This is a genomic window from Mixta theicola, from assembly GCF_002895925.1.
In the GTDB taxonomy this organism is placed as follows: domain Bacteria; phylum Pseudomonadota; class Gammaproteobacteria; order Enterobacterales; family Enterobacteriaceae; genus Mixta; species Mixta theicola.
Genome location: NZ_NWUO01000006.1, coordinates 1 through 16,206, shown reverse-complemented (window position 1 = coordinate 16,206; position 16,206 = coordinate 1). Strand labels below are relative to the sequence as shown.

At 54.2% G+C, this 16,206-nt stretch carries 15 protein-coding genes; 3 read left to right on the top strand and 12 right to left on the bottom strand.

The window, feature by feature from the left end; all coding sequences use genetic code 11:
- Positions 1–6: 6 nt before the first annotated feature.
- The 3 genes from bcsA to bcsR are packed head-to-tail and all read right to left on the bottom strand — an operon-like array spanning position 7 to position 3,532.
- Positions 7–2,613, bottom strand: coding sequence for a UDP-forming cellulose synthase catalytic subunit (gene bcsA, locus COO59_RS09445; protein WP_103059555.1), 2,607 nt, complete (start codon positions 2,611–2,613; stop codon positions 7–9).
- Positions 2,610–3,341, bottom strand: coding sequence for a cellulose biosynthesis protein BcsQ (bcsQ, locus tag COO59_RS09440; protein ID WP_103059554.1), 732 nt, complete (start codon positions 3,339–3,341; stop codon positions 2,610–2,612). Before bcsQ ends, bcsA begins: the two co-directional genes overlap by 4 nt.
- Entirely contained in the window at positions 3,329–3,532 is a 204-nt protein-coding gene (gene bcsR, locus COO59_RS09435; protein WP_103059553.1) for a cellulose biosynthesis protein BcsR, read from the bottom strand. Before bcsR ends, bcsQ begins: the two co-directional genes overlap by 13 nt.
- Before the next feature lie 174 nt (positions 3,533–3,706).
- On the opposite strand from bcsR, the gene bcsE reads away from it, so the two are divergent.
- The 3 genes from bcsE to bcsG are packed head-to-tail and all read left to right on the top strand — an operon-like array spanning position 3,707 to position 7,103.
- Entirely contained in the window at positions 3,707–5,257 is a 1,551-nt protein-coding gene (gene bcsE, locus COO59_RS09430) for a cellulose biosynthesis protein BcsE (protein WP_103059552.1), read from the top strand.
- Positions 5,254–5,442 (top strand): cellulose biosynthesis protein BcsF, encoded by a 189-nt coding sequence (gene bcsF / locus COO59_RS09425; RefSeq protein WP_103059551.1) that lies wholly within the window; start codon positions 5,254–5,256, stop codon positions 5,440–5,442. The genes bcsE and bcsF overlap by 4 nt, the downstream gene beginning before the upstream one ends.
- The gene (bcsG, locus tag COO59_RS09420; protein WP_103059550.1) at positions 5,442–7,103 is read left to right on the top strand and encodes a cellulose biosynthesis protein BcsG; all 1,662 of its coding nucleotides are present in this window, start codon (positions 5,442–5,444) and stop codon (positions 7,101–7,103) included. Before bcsF ends, bcsG begins: the two co-directional genes overlap by 1 nt.
- A gap of 120 nt (positions 7,104–7,223) precedes the next feature.
- Here the strand turns inward: bcsG and COO59_RS09415 are convergent, their stop codons facing one another.
- The 9 genes from COO59_RS09415 to COO59_RS20925 all read right to left on the bottom strand — a co-directional run.
- A complete protein-coding gene (locus tag COO59_RS09415) occupies positions 7,224–8,222 on the bottom strand; it encodes a methyl-accepting chemotaxis protein (protein WP_240614115.1) in 999 nt (332 codons plus the stop codon).
- A gap of 524 nt (positions 8,223–8,746) precedes the next feature.
- Entirely contained in the window at positions 8,747–9,751 is a 1,005-nt protein-coding gene (dppF, locus tag COO59_RS09410; RefSeq protein WP_103059548.1) for a dipeptide ABC transporter ATP-binding subunit DppF, read from the bottom strand.
- Positions 9,741–10,727 (bottom strand): dipeptide ABC transporter ATP-binding protein, encoded by a 987-nt coding sequence (gene dppD, locus COO59_RS09405; protein ID WP_103059547.1) that lies wholly within the window; start codon positions 10,725–10,727, stop codon positions 9,741–9,743. The genes dppF and dppD overlap by 11 nt, the downstream gene beginning before the upstream one ends.
- Positions 10,728–10,739: 12 nt before the next feature.
- Positions 10,740–11,642 carry a dipeptide ABC transporter permease DppC gene (gene dppC, locus COO59_RS09400; RefSeq protein WP_103059546.1) on the bottom strand — a complete coding sequence of 301 codons (903 nt, stop codon included), beginning with the start codon at positions 11,640–11,642 and terminating at the stop codon, positions 10,740–10,742.
- 9 nt (positions 11,643–11,651) lie between these two features.
- Complete coding sequence (gene dppB / locus COO59_RS09395; RefSeq protein ID WP_103059545.1) at positions 11,652–12,671, bottom strand: dipeptide ABC transporter permease DppB; 1,020 nt, start codon at positions 12,669–12,671, stop codon at positions 11,652–11,654.
- A 234-nt stretch (positions 12,672–12,905) separates the two neighbouring features.
- Entirely contained in the window at positions 12,906–14,516 is a 1,611-nt protein-coding gene (gene dppA, locus COO59_RS09390; RefSeq protein ID WP_103059544.1) for a dipeptide ABC transporter periplasmic-binding protein DppA, read from the bottom strand.
- 119 nt (positions 14,517–14,635) lie between these two features.
- Complete coding sequence (locus COO59_RS20795) at positions 14,636–14,983, bottom strand: hypothetical protein (RefSeq protein WP_133158601.1); 348 nt, start codon at positions 14,981–14,983, stop codon at positions 14,636–14,638.
- Positions 14,984–15,161: 178 nt separating this feature from the next.
- Positions 15,162–15,668: a lysozyme inhibitor LprI family protein gene (locus tag COO59_RS09385; RefSeq protein WP_103059543.1), complete on the bottom strand. Its 507-nt coding sequence runs from the start codon at positions 15,666–15,668 to the stop codon at positions 15,162–15,164.
- 170 nt (positions 15,669–15,838) lie between these two features.
- Positions 15,839–16,206: lysozyme family protein (locus COO59_RS20925; RefSeq protein WP_476738904.1), on the bottom strand; the 368-nt coding region annotated here is incomplete at its 5' end.

Sequence of the window (16,206 nt, the reverse complement as noted above, 5' to 3'; positions counted from 1 at the left end):
GTTGAGTCATTGTTTTACACCGGCAACGCCTGCCGTTGCGCTTCCCACGCCTTTGGGAAAAAACGACGCCAGCCAGGAAAGGAAGGCGGTCAGTATTAAGAACAGCTGGCGTAATCGCACCGGACCATACTCAGCCAAGCGAATGTAACCTTTAAAACCCAGGATCATAATATCGGTCAGGCTTTGGATCGGTTTATCTTCCGGAAAGCCGTCCTGCCACAGCGCCCAGGTATCGGCGCGGGCGAAGGTACATTGAATAAATTCAATATGCTCCGCGGTAGAAAGTTTGTTGAGGCGGATACCGGCCCGTCGGCCAAATACGCGCTGCACCTTCGCCGGAAAGCTGAACTCCTGCTGGCCGCGTCGCAGCAGCAGATAGATCTCTTCGCCATCTTTCAGCGCATCGGTTTCGCGCAGCTCGACGCCTACGCCCCCGTCCGAATAATCGCGCAGCGTACAGGGCAGCATATGTCCATCCTGGCGGGCAATCGCGGCGGGCATCGCCATCTCCACGCGATGCGATTCACGGATCTGACGCGCTTCGACCGAAACGGCCACCGCGCCGCCAAGAATAATCATGTTGTAGAACACCCACAGCAGGCTGACCAGCACCGTCAGCACCTCGTTCTGCGGGCCGTAAGCGATACGCCAGCCCGCCATAAACACGCCCGCCAGGTTGAGCAATACCAGGGCCATATAAGGCTTGGTGATCACCCAGTCGAGATGCTGTTCCGCTACCAGGCCGCCCTTCGCCGTCACGTTAAATTTGCCCTTGTGCGGATTAAACAGCGCCACCGTGGTAGGCCGGGCAATATACCAGGCCAGCACCGTTTCATAGACCTCGCTCCAGAAAGAGTGTCGATAACGGCCCTGAATGCGCGAGCTGGTCAGGCTGGTATGCAGCATATGCGGCAGCACGTAAATGGCGATCGCCATCGCCGGCGCGAAAATGATATAGGCGTGGGTCAGCAGGAAGGCGAGCGGCGCCAGCAGAAAGATCAGGCGCGGAATGCCGGAGAGAAAGTGCAGCATGGCGTTGGCGTAGCACAGCCGCTGCACCAGCTTCAGGCCGCGCCCCATCAGCGGATTATCGAGGCGGAAAATTTGCACCATGCCGCGCGCCCAGCGAATACGCTGACCAATATGCGCGGACAGGCTTTCGGTCGCCAGACCGGCCGCCTGGGGGATACGGATATAGGCGGAAGTGTGGCCGCGTCGATGCAAACGCAGCGAGGTGTGCGCATCTTCCGTCACGGTTTCTACCGCAATGCCGCCGATTTCATCCAGCGCGCTGCGGCGCAGCACCGCACAGGAGCCGCAGAAAAAAGTGGCGTCCCAGGTATCGTTGCCATCCTGCACCAGGCCATAAAACAGCGTGCCCTCATTCGGCGTACGGCGGAAGCGGCCCAGATTGCGCTCAAAAGGATCGGGAGAGAAGAAATGGTGCGGCGTTTGCAGCATCGCCAGTTTCTTATCTTTGATAAACCAGCCCAGCGTCATCTGCAGGAAAGAGCGCGTCGGCACGTGGTCACAGTCAAAAATAGTGACAAACTCGCTCTGGCATTCGGTACGCAGCGCGTTATTGATGTTGCCCGCCTTGGCATGCTCGTGCGTTGGACGCGCCACATATCTGACGCCAACGCTGGCCGCAAAATCGCGGAATTCCTGGCGGTTGCCGTCATCAAGGATATAGATATTGAGCTTATCCTTCGGCCAGTCGATGCCCAGCGCGGCGTAAATGGTTGGTTTTACCACGCTCATCGGCTCGTTATAGGTGGGCACCAGCAGGTCAACTGACGGCCACAGGCGGGTATCTTCCGGCAGCGAGACGGGCTGACGATGCAGCGGCCACAGCGTCTGGAAATAGCCCAGCACCAGCACCACCCAGGCGTAGGTTTCCGCGCCGATAAGCAACAGGCCGAAGGTCAGGCTGAGCGGATCGTCCCAGTTCAGCGTGGAGGTGTAGCGCCACCAGAGATAGCGGCAGGAGACGGTCAGCGACAGCACGATCAGCATCATGGTCGCCAGCCGTCCCGGCACGCGCCGCACCACCATCGCCAGCCCCCACAGCACCACCACAAAGATAAACTGCGTAAACAGATCAAACGGCTGGGAAATACAGAGCAGCGCCAGCAGGGCGGCGGCAATGCTGCACGAGACAAATATCAGCTTGCGCAGCAGCGGCGGCAGACGGCTAACCCGCTGTTCCAGCCGCTCGCCATGTTGAATACGCTGCGGCAGGCGATCAAGCCACAGATAAAAGCGTTGCCGCCAGCTGAACAGGTGGCGAAACGCATTAAACCTTTTACGTTGGCTAACGGCGCTGCCGTCCTGCGGCAGGCAAAGCAGCAGCCACAGGCTCTGCGAGAAAAAGCGCACGATGTCCAGCGGGCGCGGGCGCTCCGGAGAAATGTGCGGATACAGCGTTCGGCGCTGCGCAATAATGCGCTGCCAGTCAGGGGTTTCAAAACGCAGCAGAGACCAGCCCAGCGCCAGCCAGAAACAGTGGATACCGGCCGCCAGCCTTGAGGCTCCGGCCTGAAGATAGCCGTCATAACGCGCGCTCAGCGTCTGCCAGGCCGGCGCCGCGATGAGCCAGCGTAACGGATTCATACGCTCTCCCCGCGGATATGTATAATCAGCCAGTTCGCCAGCGTGGCGATCTCTTCGCTGGCCAGCGCCAGCGGCCGATACTCGCCCAGCGGCTGCTTATTCAGCAGCGCTTCAAACAGCGCCTCATCACGATGGATCATCAGCGGAATCAGGTTGCGCAACGTGCTCATCCATAGCTGATGCAGATCCTGCTGCACTTTGCTGTTGGCGTTAAACTGGTTAAGCAGATAAAGCGGCTGAAGATCGGCGGCGGGCTGATGCAGCCGCAGATGACAGTTGGCGTCGGCCGACAACAGCTGAATCAGCCGATCGGCCTGTGCATAAACCGGCTGCAGCCAGGGCTGCTCGCCGCCCGGCAAATCGAGCAAAACCCAGCGGTAATGGGTTTTTAGCGCGGCAAGGTAAGGCAGCCAGCCGTTGGCAAACTGCGCCGGATCGGCGTAAAAGCGTGCGCGCTCGGCGCTGGTTAGCTGACCAAACGGGATAAAATCGGGGCCGCCTGGATAGCGTAACGCCACATGCTGCGGGGAGCCGCCGTCCAGCATGGCGCGCATCCAGCCGCGAGTCTCGCCCTGCGGCGTATTAAAATGCTGACGCAGCTGATTGCTCGGCGACCAGTCCATCACTATCGTCGGCTCGCCCAGCTGCTGTAAAACCCAGGCCAGGGCCGCCGTTACGGAGGTGGTGCCCGCCCCTCCCCGCACGCCCTGTAGCGCTACGACCGGCATGCCTGTTCCTTCTGCTCCGCGGATAGCTCATTCAGCAGCGGCCAGCGCGCCAGAATAGCCGTCAGCCGTTCTTCACGCGCAATATCAACATAGCGAAATGCAGAAAAAGAAAAGGCTTCGCCAAGCGTGCGAATGTCATCATGCAGCCCGGTATTATCAGGCGTGTCAGAAATTTCTTGCGGTTGTTTCATTTACCTTGCCATTAAAAAAGTCATTGAATAGCGTTCGTTTTTTCCTTACCGACAGTAAGGATGCAGGCTAAACATATGGCCTGGCGTTTTATTATATTTGCTTAAATTATCCAGGCGAAATAAATCGCTGTCTATAATAAAATAGCTTCGGTTGAACCAATTTGCGAAACTTCTATGGCACTCTCTTTTACGCTCGGCATTGAGCAGGTTCAAAATGAATTAATTGAAATGCAGCCGCCGGGCTGCTACTGGCTTACCGTTAACCGGCCTGAGGATGCCCGCAGGCTGGCGCGTCAGGTTATCGGCGCGCAGAAGGCGCTGACGCTGATCAGCGCCGGTGAAAAGCCGCAAGCGTTACTGGAACCCGCGCTGTCTCAGGGGCCGGAGCGTATTCCTTTTTATTCTTTGCCGGAAAAACCTCGCGCGCTGTTAAATTTGCCGGAAGATTTAGCCCGTACGCTTTCAGCGAAGCCGCGGTTAATTTTATTTTTCAATAATTTTTCTTTCCTGGAAAAACTATCACCTGCGGAAGTAAACGCATGGATAAAAAAAATTAACCGTACTCTGTCCGCGCGTCATTGCTGCCTGTTAATTATCACTTCCGGCTCCGGTGTAAATAATTTACATCAGATGTTACTGAATAGCTTTCGGCAATTAAACGGCCTCGCTCACCTGGAGTATCAGCAGGACAGCTGGAATTATCGCGTTAGCTGGTGGTGTCACGATCAACGTCTGATGGCGGATCGGACGCTACGCTTAACCGCCCAGGACTCAGGCTTTGCGGCCATGCGTGAAGACGATCAGAACACGCCGCTGTCGCTGAACGATGAAGCCGTCTGCATTGCTGAGCGCCAGGTACTGGAAGGCGCGCCGCCGCTTTCCAGCCATTGGCAGCTGTTTGACAGTAACGATATGGTTGCCTCACGCGCGCAGCAGGCGGATTCCGCCACCGTGATTTTCTGTCTGAACCATAACGAGGAGATCCGCACGCTGGCCCAGAATATCCACAGCCTGCGACGCGCGCGCGGAGCCGGGTTGAAGATTATGGTGCGTGAAATGCAAACCAGCCTGCGCTACAGCGACGAACGTCTGCTGTTAGCCTGCGGCGTTAATGCTATCGTGCCCTTTGGCGCGCCGATGTCGCGCTTTTTGACCACGCTGGAAAGCATTCAGGGACAGCGCTATAACCGCCATGTGCCAGCCAATCTGGATGCGCTGTTGCAGTCGCTCCAGCCGCTGCAGCAGAAAGGCTTTTTGCCGCTGGATGCCTTCTGCCAGTCGGTTGCGCAGCTGGTCAGCAATACGCTGCTGCCGGAAAACGGCAAAGGTCTGCTGGTGGCGTTGCGCCCGGTGCCTGAGCTAAAACCAGAGCAAGCGCTCACGTTATGTAAGCCGCGTCGTTACGGCGATCTGGTCACGGTGCGCGGCGATCGGCTTTACCTGTTTCTTTCCTCATGCCGCTATAACGATCTTGATACCGCGCTGAAGTTTATTTTCCGCCTGCCGCACGACGAGCTGTTTTCCAACCGCCTGGTCTGGTTTGAAGATTTACAGATCCTTTCTGAAATCAGGCAGATGAAAGCGCTGGTGCCGGAGGCGTGGAAAGATATGCCGCCAGAAATAAACGTCGCGCTGCCGGAGGTTACGCCGCCGCAGCCGATCGAGCATCAGACACCGCAGCCGATCGTGCTCAGCTTTAATCAACAGGGGGTTCCGCGCGAATGACATTAATGGATGGCGTGCAGATTTTGATTCTGCTGGTTCTGATCGCGCTGCTGACGAAACCGCTGTATACCCGCTGGCTTCCCGCCCGCTGGCGCGGCGTTACGCAGCGGCTGTTGCCGCCACGCTCGTTAAAATATGAAGGTACCTGGCAACGCCGGTCCACCAAAACGGATAAAGATAAATAATGACTGATGGTAAAAAGACGCAGCCTGCCACGGCTGCTTTCTGGCGTAGCTGGCGCGGGCTGGGCGGCTGGAATTTCTATTTTTTAATTAAATTTGCGCTGCTGTGGTTTGGCTATCTTAATTTTCATGCGCTGGCGAATCTGGTGTTTCTCGCCTGGCTGCTGTTCCCGCTTCCCTCGCAGCGGCTGCATCGTCTGCGTAGCTGGATTTCCTTACCGATCGGTCTGGCGCTGTTTTGGCACGATACCTGGCTGCCTGGCCCGGCCAGTATTTTGAGCCAGGGCGGGCAGCTGGCAGGCTTTTCCGGCGCTTATCTGCTCGATCTGGTTAACCGTTTTATTAACTGGCAGATGCTGGGCGCCGCCTTTGTCATGCTGGTACTGTATCTGTTTATTTCCCTGTGGGTGCGCATCACGGTGCTGGTTTCGCTGCTGCTGATCTGGATAAACGTGATCAATCTCGCCGGGCCGTCGATCTCGCTGCTGCCGACCACATCGGCCACGCCGGACGTGGTGCTGAACAGCAAAACATCGGCGAATAACGCCGCCGCGGATAAAAATGCCCTGGATGAAACCGCGCCGCCGACCAGCGCCAATCTGACGGCGTATCTGAACCGCTTTTATCAGACGGAAAAGCAGCGCGTCACCCAGTTCCCGGCGATGCTGTCGCCCGACTCGCAGCCGTTTGACGTGCTGATTATTAATATCTGCTCGCTCGCCTGGTCAGATATGGATGCGGTGCAGCTGCGCGACCATCCGCTGTGGAAGCACTTTGATATTCTGCTCAATAACTATAACTCGGCGACCGGCTACAGCGGCCCGGCCGGTATTCGTCTGCTGCGCGCCAGCTGCGGCCAGACGTCGCATAGCGATCTTTATAAACCCGCCGAACAGCAATGCTATCTGTTTGATAACCTGGCGAAGCTGGGCTTTAAAGAACAGCTGATGATGGACCACACCGGCGTATTCGGTAATTACCTGCAAGAGCTGCGTAGAGATGGCGATCTTCAGGCGCCGTTAATGTCGCAGGCCGGGATTGCGCCGGAACTGACCTCGTTTGACGGTTCGCCGGTCTATAACGATGCGCAGCTGATGCAGCGCTGGCTGGACGATCGTACCAAAAGCAACGAGGCGCGCACCGCAACTTTTTACAACCTGATCCCGCTTCATGACGGCACGCGCGAACTGGGCAGCTCCGGTACGGCCCCGTATAAACCGCGTGCGCAGGTGCTGTTCGATCAGCTGGATGCTTTCCTGACTAACCTGGAGAAATCGGGACGGCGGGTGATGGTAATGGTGGTGCCGGAACATGGCGCCGCCCTGGTGGGCGATAAGATGCAGATGTCCGGCCTGCGTGATATTCCCAGCCCAGGCATTACTCATGTTCCGGTGGGCATTCGTTTTGTCGGTATGAAATCGCCGCATCAGGGACAGCCGTTAACCGTTGATACGCCGACCAGCCTGCAGGCAATTTCTGAGCTGGTTTCACGCGTGGTGGACGGGCAGGTGTTTAATGCGGCTAACGTGAATATGTCGGTACTCACGGAAAACCTGCCGCAGACGCCGGTGGTTTCAGAAAATGATAATGCGGTGGTGATGATGTACCAAGGCAAGCCGTGGATACGCCTGAACGGCGGCGACTGGGTGCCTTATCCGCAGTAATCCTGCTCTGGCGGCCGCGTTATACCGGCGTCCGCCAGACCTTTACCGTCGAGACGTAAAAAGCCCGTATCGTTGAACTGCTGAAGCTGGCTTGTAATGCGGTTAACGATACGGGATTTTTTAATGGCCGCGGGCCTGGGCGATATAGTCCGGAGTAATATGCTCAATCAGGCGATCGATAATCAGGATCACCTGGGAGCTGGCGTGTTCCATTTTCCCCAGCAAATCGGCAAGCGCTTTAATATCGCCCTTGTCAAACGCCGTCAGCGCCGCGCGCCCATTGTTGTGTACATCGGCATGAGGCCGCTCAAGCTGGCGAAAATGATCGTTTCCGGCAAACAGCGTACGGCCTTCTCCCTCGTAATACCATTTACCCAGGCGACACTCATGATGGGTATTCACTTTTCCCTTTTTATCTTTATTAAACAGTAGAGAATAGACCTGCTGCTTCCAGATAATATGATCAAGCTTAACCGTATTAAGGAACTGCTGTTGGGAAATAAAGCGGATAACCGATTGCATACGCCCGGAGCGTTTAATAATTTGCTCTAACGCTTCGCAGACTTGTTCAATCTCTTTTTTAACGGTAGACAGGGTATTGATAACCGTTGCGGTATTATCACAGACCTGACTGGCCGACAGATTAATATGGCCGGTGATTTTTTCTATTTTAGCAGACTGCCTTTTTACCTCCTCCGCCAGGCTTTTTACTTCCTTTGAAAGAACGGTAAAGCCGCGTCCCATTGCGCCAACCCTGGCCGCTTCTATTGCTGAGTTGATCGCCAACAGATCGGTTTGGTTGGCCAGACGGTTAATATCGCTTATGCAGTCGTTAATCTCATCTACCGCCGCCTGCAACGCCTGGCTGACCAAGATCCTATTTTCGGCTTGCTGTTTAAAATGACATGCTTTATCCAACAGCGCCTGGATACAATTGCGTGCATACAGGTTCTTTTCATTAAGGCGCTCAATGATATTTTCTTCTTTCTTTAGCTCTTCGCTGGAGTTAAGTAATGAATTACGAATAATTTCAATGGTATTGATACCTGAAAGGAGGTTTTGACAAATAAGTCGCTCATAAAGCGAGTTATTATGAGTTGCTATGATCTCTTGTAGCAATGCCTCATTTTCTTCAGCTGGCTTTTCCCTGTTTCTAAATAACCCAAACGCATATTCCATATTAAACCCGCTTATTTAATTGTCCATTTATCTGTTAATTATCACCCTCACTGCAGCTGAAGACGGCCAGCTTAATTAAGGCCAAAATCAGGGCATAATGATGTTTTAATAACCTCGAACGGTAAATATGGCAATTATATGGGTTATTTTGTATAGAAAAGTCATTAAATCTAAAGAAGCTGCTTTGAGAGTTTTCTTGCAATAATAAACTGAACAAACATTACCACGTAAAATATTCAATAATAATAAACAAAAGTGCTAAAACTGTGACGGAAAAATATAAATTATTTTTTCCCCGAAACTTAACCAGCTCAAACGGAAAAATAAGGCTATTTAAGCGAGGCTTTTCCAGCATACAGGCCGGAGTTTAACCTTTGTTTAAGCGAGCGGGATTGTTTGCCGTGACGCGCCAGATAAAACCTGCCGCAGAGCGGGCGTAATAGTACGCCCGCTCCGCCTAAGGCTTAACTCACCTTCTGCTGCTCATCCTGATCGACGGCGAAACAGGCAATCTGCTGATCGCCGTACTGCTTCAGCTGCGGCTGTAGCTGAACACAGGTGCCGAAGCGACGGCGACAGCGCGCGTTAAAGGCGCAGCCGGGCGGTGGGCTCAGCGGGCTGGGCAGTTCGCCGGTCAGCTTGATACGTTCGCGGCGGTCGTCCGGGTTCAGACGCGGCGTTGCGGAAAGCAGCGCCTGAGTGTAAGGATGGCGCGGGTTGGCGAAGATCGCCTCTTTCGAGCCCCTCTCCACGCAGCGCCCCAAATACATCACCATCACTTCATCGGCAATATGCTCCACCACCGACAAATCGTGCGAAATAAAGACGTAGGAGAGCCCCATTTCCTGCTGCAAATCCATCATCAGGTTAAGCACCTGAGCGCGAACCGACACATCCAGCGCGGAGACCGGTTCATCGGCAATCAGCACATCCGGGTCCAGCATCAGGCCGCGAGCAATGGCGATACGCTGACGCTGCCCGCCGGAAAACATATGCGGATAGCGGTCATAATGTTCGGTCTTCAGCCCAACCTTCGCCATCATTTCCAGCGTTTTTTCCCGGCGCTCCGCTTTGCCAAGCGAGGTATTGATCAGCAGCGGCTCTTCCAGGATCTGGCTTACTTTTTTACGCGGATTCAGCGAGCCGTACGGGTTTTGAAACACAATCTGGATTTTCTGCCGACGCAGCGACTGCGCTTCGCGGTCGTGCTTCAGCAGATCCTGACCATGCCAGAACAGCTGCCCTTCGGTCGGCGTTTCAATCATCGTCAGCAGGCGGCCCAGCGTTGATTTGCCGCAGCCCGACTCGCCCACCACCGCCAGCGTTTTTCCGCGTTCAAGGTTAAAGGAGACGCCGTCCAGCGCCTTCACCAGCCGTGGCTGGCCGAACAATCCCTTCTTCACCGGATAGTGCTTTTTCAGGTCGATAGCCTGCAGTAAATACTGCTGCTCTTGAGTTTCAGGACGCATAGGTTGGTCTCCCGGCATCATCCAGCGGATAGTGACACCTGGACTGACGCCCCGGAATATCACGAAGTTCAGGTTCTTCCACACGGCAATGGTCGGTGGCATAAGGGCAGCGCGGATTCAGCAGGCAGCCGCTGGGCCGATCGTATTTCCCCGGCACCACGCCCGGCAGCGAGGCCAGACGCGCTTTATCTGCCGCAAACTCCGGCAGCGCGCGCAGCAACGCCTGGGTATAAGGATGGCGCGGCGCTTTGAAAATATCGCTCGCCTTACCCGTTTCCACCACCTGTCCGGCATACATCACGATGATGTGCTGCGCGGCTTCAGCCACCAGCGCCAGGTCATGCGTAATCAGGATCAGCGCCATGTTCTCCTGCTTTTGCAGCTCAAGCAGCAGCTCGATAATCTGCGCCTGAATGGTCACGTCGAGCGCGGTGGTCGGCTCATCGGCAATCAGCAGGCGTGGCCGACAGGCGATAGCCATCGCGATCATTACGCGCTGGCTCATACCGCCGGAAAGCTGATGCGGATAAACGTCCAGCCGCGATTCTGGATCGGGAATCCCGACCTGGTTCAGCAGATCGATAGCGCGCTGTCGCCGGGTGCGACGGTTGCCGCCCTGGTGAACTTTAATCGCTTCCATAATCTGATAGCCGACGGTATAGCAAGGGTTCAGGCTGGTCATCGGATCCTGGAAAATCATCGCCACTTCCGAGCCTACCAGCTGACGCCGCTCTTTTTCAGAGATGCGCTTCAAATCGCGCTGGTTGAATTCCAGTTTGTCCGCCATCACGCGGCCGGGATAATCAATCAGGCCCATAATCGCCAGCGAACTGACCGATTTGCCAGAGCCGGATTCACCCACGATACCGACGACCTGCCCCTGTTCTACCTGGTAACTGATGCGGTCAACCGCACGGAACGGTGCTTTTTCATCGCCGAAATGCACCGACAGTTTTTCTATATTTAATAACGCCATCTCGGTGCCTCTTTACTGCTTGAGTTTCGGGTCGAGCGCATCACGCAAGCCATCGCCCATCAGGTTAAATGCCAGTACCGTCAGCAGGATCACCAGGCCTGGAAAGGTAACTACCCACCAGGCACTTTGCGCATACTGCAGAACGTCGGAGAGCATGGTGCCCCACTCCGGCGTCGGCGGCTGCGCGCCCATACCGAGAAAGCCCAGCGCGGCCATATCCAGAATCGCGTTGGAGAAGCCCAGCGACGCCTGCACAATCAGCGGCGCCAGGCAGTTAGGCAGAATGTTAATAAACATCTGGCGAATAGCGCCGGCACCCGCCACGCTGGAAGCGGTCACGTAATCGCGGTTGATTTCCACCAGCACCGCAGCGCGGGTCAGACGGATATAGTGCGGCAGCGCCACAAAGGTCAGCGCCAGCGAGGCGTTAACAATCGACGGACCGAAAATCGCCACCAGCACCAGCGCCAGCAGCAGGCTTGGCAGCGCCAGCATAATATCGACCAGGCGCATAATGGTGGCGTCCACCGCGCCGCCAACGTAGCCAGCCAGCAGACCGAGGATAACCCCAAGGATCAACGACAGCAGCACCACCAGACAGCCAACCAGCAGCGACAGCCGCGCGCCGTACATCAGACGCGACAGTACATCGCGGCCCACGTCGTCAGTGCCGAGAATATATTGCCAGCTGCCGCCGTCCTGCCAGACCGGCGGATGCAGCAGCGCATCACGGAACTGTTCAGCCGGGCCGTGCGGCGCCAGCAGACCGGCGAAAATCGCCAGCGTCACCATAATGACGATATAGACCAGGCCGGCTACCGCGCCTTTGTTGCGTTTAAAGTAATGCCAGAACTCCTGTAACGGGGTCATCGGCTTGGGTGCAGCGCTGACGCCGCCCGGATTAATAACAGACATAGCGCCCCCTTATTTTTTGTGACGAATGCGCGGATTCACCACGCCATAAAGCAGATCAACCAGCAGGTTAACCAGAATGATCAGCGTGGCGACCATCAGTACGCCGCCCTGCACCACCGGATAATCCCGGCGCTGTAAGGCCTCAATCAGCCAGCGACCCAGGCCCGGCCAGGAGAAGATGGTTTCGGTAAGAATCGCACCGGCCAACAGCGTACCGATTTGCAGGCCGATAACGGTGACCACCGGCAGCATCGCGTTGCGTAGCGCGTGGACGATAATTACCCGCATCCGCGTCAGGCCCTTAGCGCGCGCGGTTCGAATATAGTCTTCGCCCAGCACCTCCAGCATTGAAGAACGGGTCATACGCACAATTACCGCCAGCGGAATGGTGCCCAGCACGATAGCGGGCAGGATCATATGCATCACCGCATCTTTGAAGTCGCCCGGTTCACCCCAAATCAGCGTATCGATCAGCATAAAGCCGGTCAGCGGCTGCGTATCATCCAGGAACACCGCATCACCTAATCGCCCGGATACCGGCGTCAGGTTGAGCTGCACCGAAACCAGCATAATCAGCATGATGCCCCACCAGAAAATCGGCATCGAGTAGCCGGTCAGTGAGATACCTACCGCGGTATGGTCAAAGATAGAGCCGCGTTTTACCGCCGCCAGTACGCCAACCGGGATCCCGATAGCAATGGCAAACAGCATGGCGCAAATGCCCAGCTCCAGCGTAGCCTTAAAGCGCGGCACGAATTCATCCCATACCGGCGTGCGGCTTTTCAAAGAGATGCCGAGATCGCCGTGCAGCACGCCGTTAATGTAGGTGAAGTATTGTTTCCACAGCGGCTGATCCAGCCCCATCTGGGCCATAAGCTGTGCGTGACGTTCGGGGGAGATCCCGCGCTCGCCCGCCATGATCAGCACCGGATCGCCAGGGATCAGATGAACAAAGGCGAACGTTAACAGGGTAATACCGATAAACGTTGGGATCACCAGACCCAAACGTCGGAATATGAACTGCAGCATAATCCGGTTTCTCTATTTTTATCCCACCGCTCAGGGCGGGTTTTGCTCACATCCTGCGCTGGCGTGAAGCCAGCCGCGACGCAAAAAATTGCGCCTTAGCCATTTTTTTCGTCCGGGAAAGGGGGTGAAAATGTTTCAACCCGCAGACATCGCCGTCGGGCCGTCACTGCCGGTAAAATTACAGGCAGCGACAGCAACGTGATTTATCAGGCCAGACGCTGCTGGCCCGGTAGATTATTCAGCGACATCGACGTTAACGAAGTAGTGACCGCCCAGTGGGTCCACCACGTAGTTAGACACTTTTTTACTTACCGGCTCATAGACCGTGGAGTGGGCGATAATCAGCGCGGGCGCCTGATCGTGCATCACTACCTGAGCCTGCTGGTAAAGCTGAATGCGTTTTTCATGATCTTCCGTGGCGCGGGCCGGCTGGATCAGATTTTCAAACGACTTATCGCACCAGCGCGAGTAGTTAGAACCATCTTTAGCCGCCGCACAGCTGAACAGCGTGGCGAAGAAGTTATCCGGATCCCCGTTATCGCCGGTCCAGCCCATCATTACCGTCTGGTGCTCGCCATCTTTGGCGCGCTTCAGATATTCGCCCCACTCATAGGTAACGATTTTGGCTTTGACGCCGATTTTCGCCCAGTCAGCCTGGATCATCTCCGCCATACGGCGCGCGTTCGGGTTATAGGGACGCTGTACCGGCATCGCCCACAGGTCGATAGCGAAGCCATCGGCCATGCCCGCTTCTTTCAGCAGTTCTTTGGCTTTAACCGGATCGTAGGGGTAATCCTGCACCGCATCGTTATAGCCCCACATGGTTGGCGGGATCAGGTTTTTCGCCGACTGACCGGCTCCCTGATAAACGGCAGCGATAATCGCCTTTTTGTTCACCGCCATAGTCAGCGCCTGACGTACTTTCAGGTTATCCAGCGGCTTTTTCTCAACGTTAAACGAGAGATAGCCGACGTTCAGCCCTGGCTGCTCCATCAGGTTGATGTTTTTATCCTGCTTCATGCGGGCAATATCCGCCGGGTTCGGATAAGGCATCACCTGGCATTCGCCTTTTTGCAGTTTGGCGTAACGCACCGAGGCATCCGGCGTGATAGAGAACACTAAACGATCGACTTTCGGCTTAGTGCCCCAGTATTCGGCGTTGGCTTTATACAGGATGCGTGAATCTTTTTGATACTGCAGCAGCTGGAACGGGCCGGTGCCGACCGGATTGAGGTCAACTTTTTCCGGCGTACCCGCCTGCATCATCTTGTCGGCATATTCCGCAGAGAGAATAGAAGCAAAGTCCATGCCTAAGTCAGCCAGGAACGGGGCTTCCTGCCGGGTCAGCGTAAAGCGCACGGTATAGTCATCAACCTTTTCGACTTTGCTGAGCAGGTTAGGCATATCCATGCCTTCGAAGTATTCGTAGCTGCCGCCGGAAACGCCATGGTATTTGTTGTTTTTATCGAGCTGACGCTCAAAGGTAAATACCACGTCATCCGCATTAAAATCGCGGGTTGGCTTAAAATCTTTAGTGGTGTGCCATTTCACGCCTTTACGCAGATGGAAAGTATAGGTTTTGCCATCTTCACTCACGTCCCACTTCTCGGCCAGCGCCGGATGCAGTTCGGTAGTACCGATAGTGAACTCGACCAGGCGGTTATAAATCTGGCGGGAGCTGGCATCATAGGTGGTGCCGGAGGTGAACAGCTGCGGGTTAAACCCTTCTGGCGATCCTTCTGAACAATAAACCAGAGTCTTTGCCTGAACGCTAACGGCAACGGACATTGCCATCAGGCTCAGGCCGACCTTTAGCACCCCTGATTTAGCCAAGGAAATACTCATGCTTATGCTCCAATGTGTGATGTGTGTTGTGCGCGTATGCCCGGCCTGTGTTTTTTTTGTGCAGCCGGTGCGGGCTGGGAGATAAGGGATGGCGGGTGGTTCTGACAGCGCGAAATCTATCAGAAGAATCTGCTTCCCTTACTCCAGTGAAACATCAATTTGTCAACAGAATGAAAGAACGTCAATACAGATGTGAGGTATTTACACAGAGTGTGAGAAACAGCAAGCAAACATAAAAAAAACCTTCCGATAACAAAACTAGTTGGAAAATTCGCTACAGAGCCGATTAACCCTATAAACATCGGGTTAAAAACGCGCCAGCCAGCAGGTTTAACCGCAAAAAAACGATTAAAATTTATCGTTGAACGCTGCATAACTGAACGATTAGATAGCTGTTCAGGCAAAGAGCCAGCTAAAAATGCTGCAACATCGGTATAAGAAAACGCCACTACGTAATTTTCGGTCATAAGTTATGCGTAGGGCGAATTAAGCGCGCAAGCCAGATGTGGCGGTGAGCGAACGGCTAAAAGCGGGATTAATATCGGTTTTCTTGCGCAAGCCGAGTCTGAGGGGCAAAAGATGAAGTTATGGCCGGAGCATACGTCATAACTTTAGGTGATAGGCACAGGCGTTATGAGAATAACGTTAATGGTTTTCTTTTTCAGTGCTCTTTTGGCCATCATCTTGTGAAGGGTAAAGCATTTTGATTTCATCAATGCGACGTCGATTCATTGTTATTATGCATGAGATTTCTATATCTCCCGCTGCGCTGGCCCAGGAACCTGGCAAAGATGCTTCAGCAGAACAGAATGTATTTCTTGATGCCAGCCAATTTTCTTGTGATGAGCTAAATTTCTGCCAAAAGACATCCTTTATCTCTATCCCTATTCCTTCTGTATCATCAAGCAACCATGGATTATCATAATTTTTAAATATATGGGCTTTTAACTTTTCCGTTTCTTTTTTAAGGGCATCATTTGATTCTTCAAAAACTCTGGTTTTACAATCAAATTCATTATTCTCAACAGTGTTTCTTGGTAGAGTAAAACAGTAAGAAAAGCCTTCATCAAAGGGCATTGACGCATCAGCAGTATTATTAAAAAGAAAAAGCATCATAGTTAACCGAATATTGTATTTTATAAAAGATGACATATTCTTTTCCTCTCTTTTTCATACTTCATATAAAGCTTGCTTTTTTCAATCAAATCTATCATATCCTTTCTTCTATTTGTCGACGCCGCCTTGGTTAAGGTATTGATGTTATCGATACCTTGATAAACAATAGCGACATAAACCTCTTTTATTTTTGGAACCATTGCCTCTCAGCTAACAGCATCCGGGATAATCTGGGCCTTCTTCGTATGCCTAAAATAATAACCTTTAGCCAGGCTAACATACTGGGGATAAATCACATTAAACAAACGTATCTGCTGCTGATGAGTAATCTCTCCAGTCATTGGGCCAAACACCGTGACAAACTGCTGCGCCGCCCTTCCGCTCAGGCCCGTTGCGCGGGAACAGATCACCGCCTTATGCTCTTCTAATCCGGCCTGACGCAAAATACTGTAAATTTCACCCGCGCTGCGCAGTTTCATATCAAAGCCGCGTCCTAACGTGACGCCGGAAAAGCCACCCGGCCAGTGCAGCACGCGTGAAAACCAGGGCGTTGGCACGGCGCGAAAAGGCACCG

Coding starts and splice junctions, on each gene's coding strand:
- COO59_RS20795 (WP_133158601.1), bottom strand. CDS start 14,983: ATGACCGAAAATTACGTAGTGGCGTTTTCTTATACCGATGTTGCAGCA.
- bcsR (WP_103059553.1), bottom strand. CDS start 3,532: ATGAAACAACCGCAAGAAATTTCTGACACGCCTGATAATACCGGGCTG.
- bcsQ (WP_103059554.1), bottom strand. CDS start 3,341: ATGCCGGTCGTAGCGCTACAGGGCGTGCGGGGAGGGGCGGGCACCACC.
- dppF (WP_103059548.1), bottom strand. CDS start 9,751: ATGCGTCCTGAAACTCAAGAGCAGCAGTATTTACTGCAGGCTATCGAC.
- bcsE (WP_103059552.1), top strand. CDS start 3,707: ATGGCACTCTCTTTTACGCTCGGCATTGAGCAGGTTCAAAATGAATTA.
- bcsA (WP_103059555.1), bottom strand. CDS start 2,613: ATGAATCCGTTACGCTGGCTCATCGCGGCGCCGGCCTGGCAGACGCTG.
- bcsG (WP_103059550.1), top strand. CDS start 5,442: ATGACTGATGGTAAAAAGACGCAGCCTGCCACGGCTGCTTTCTGGCGT.
- dppC (WP_103059546.1), bottom strand. CDS start 11,642: ATGTCTGTTATTAATCCGGGCGGCGTCAGCGCTGCACCCAAGCCGATG.
- COO59_RS09385 (WP_103059543.1), bottom strand. CDS start 15,668: ATGTCATCTTTTATAAAATACAATATTCGGTTAACTATGATGCTTTTT.
- bcsF (WP_103059551.1), top strand. CDS start 5,254: ATGACATTAATGGATGGCGTGCAGATTTTGATTCTGCTGGTTCTGATC.
- dppA (WP_103059544.1), bottom strand. CDS start 14,516: ATGAGTATTTCCTTGGCTAAATCAGGGGTGCTAAAGGTCGGCCTGAGC.
- dppB (WP_103059545.1), bottom strand. CDS start 12,671: ATGCTGCAGTTCATATTCCGACGTTTGGGTCTGGTGATCCCAACGTTT.
- dppD (WP_103059547.1), bottom strand. CDS start 10,727: ATGGCGTTATTAAATATAGAAAAACTGTCGGTGCATTTCGGCGATGAA.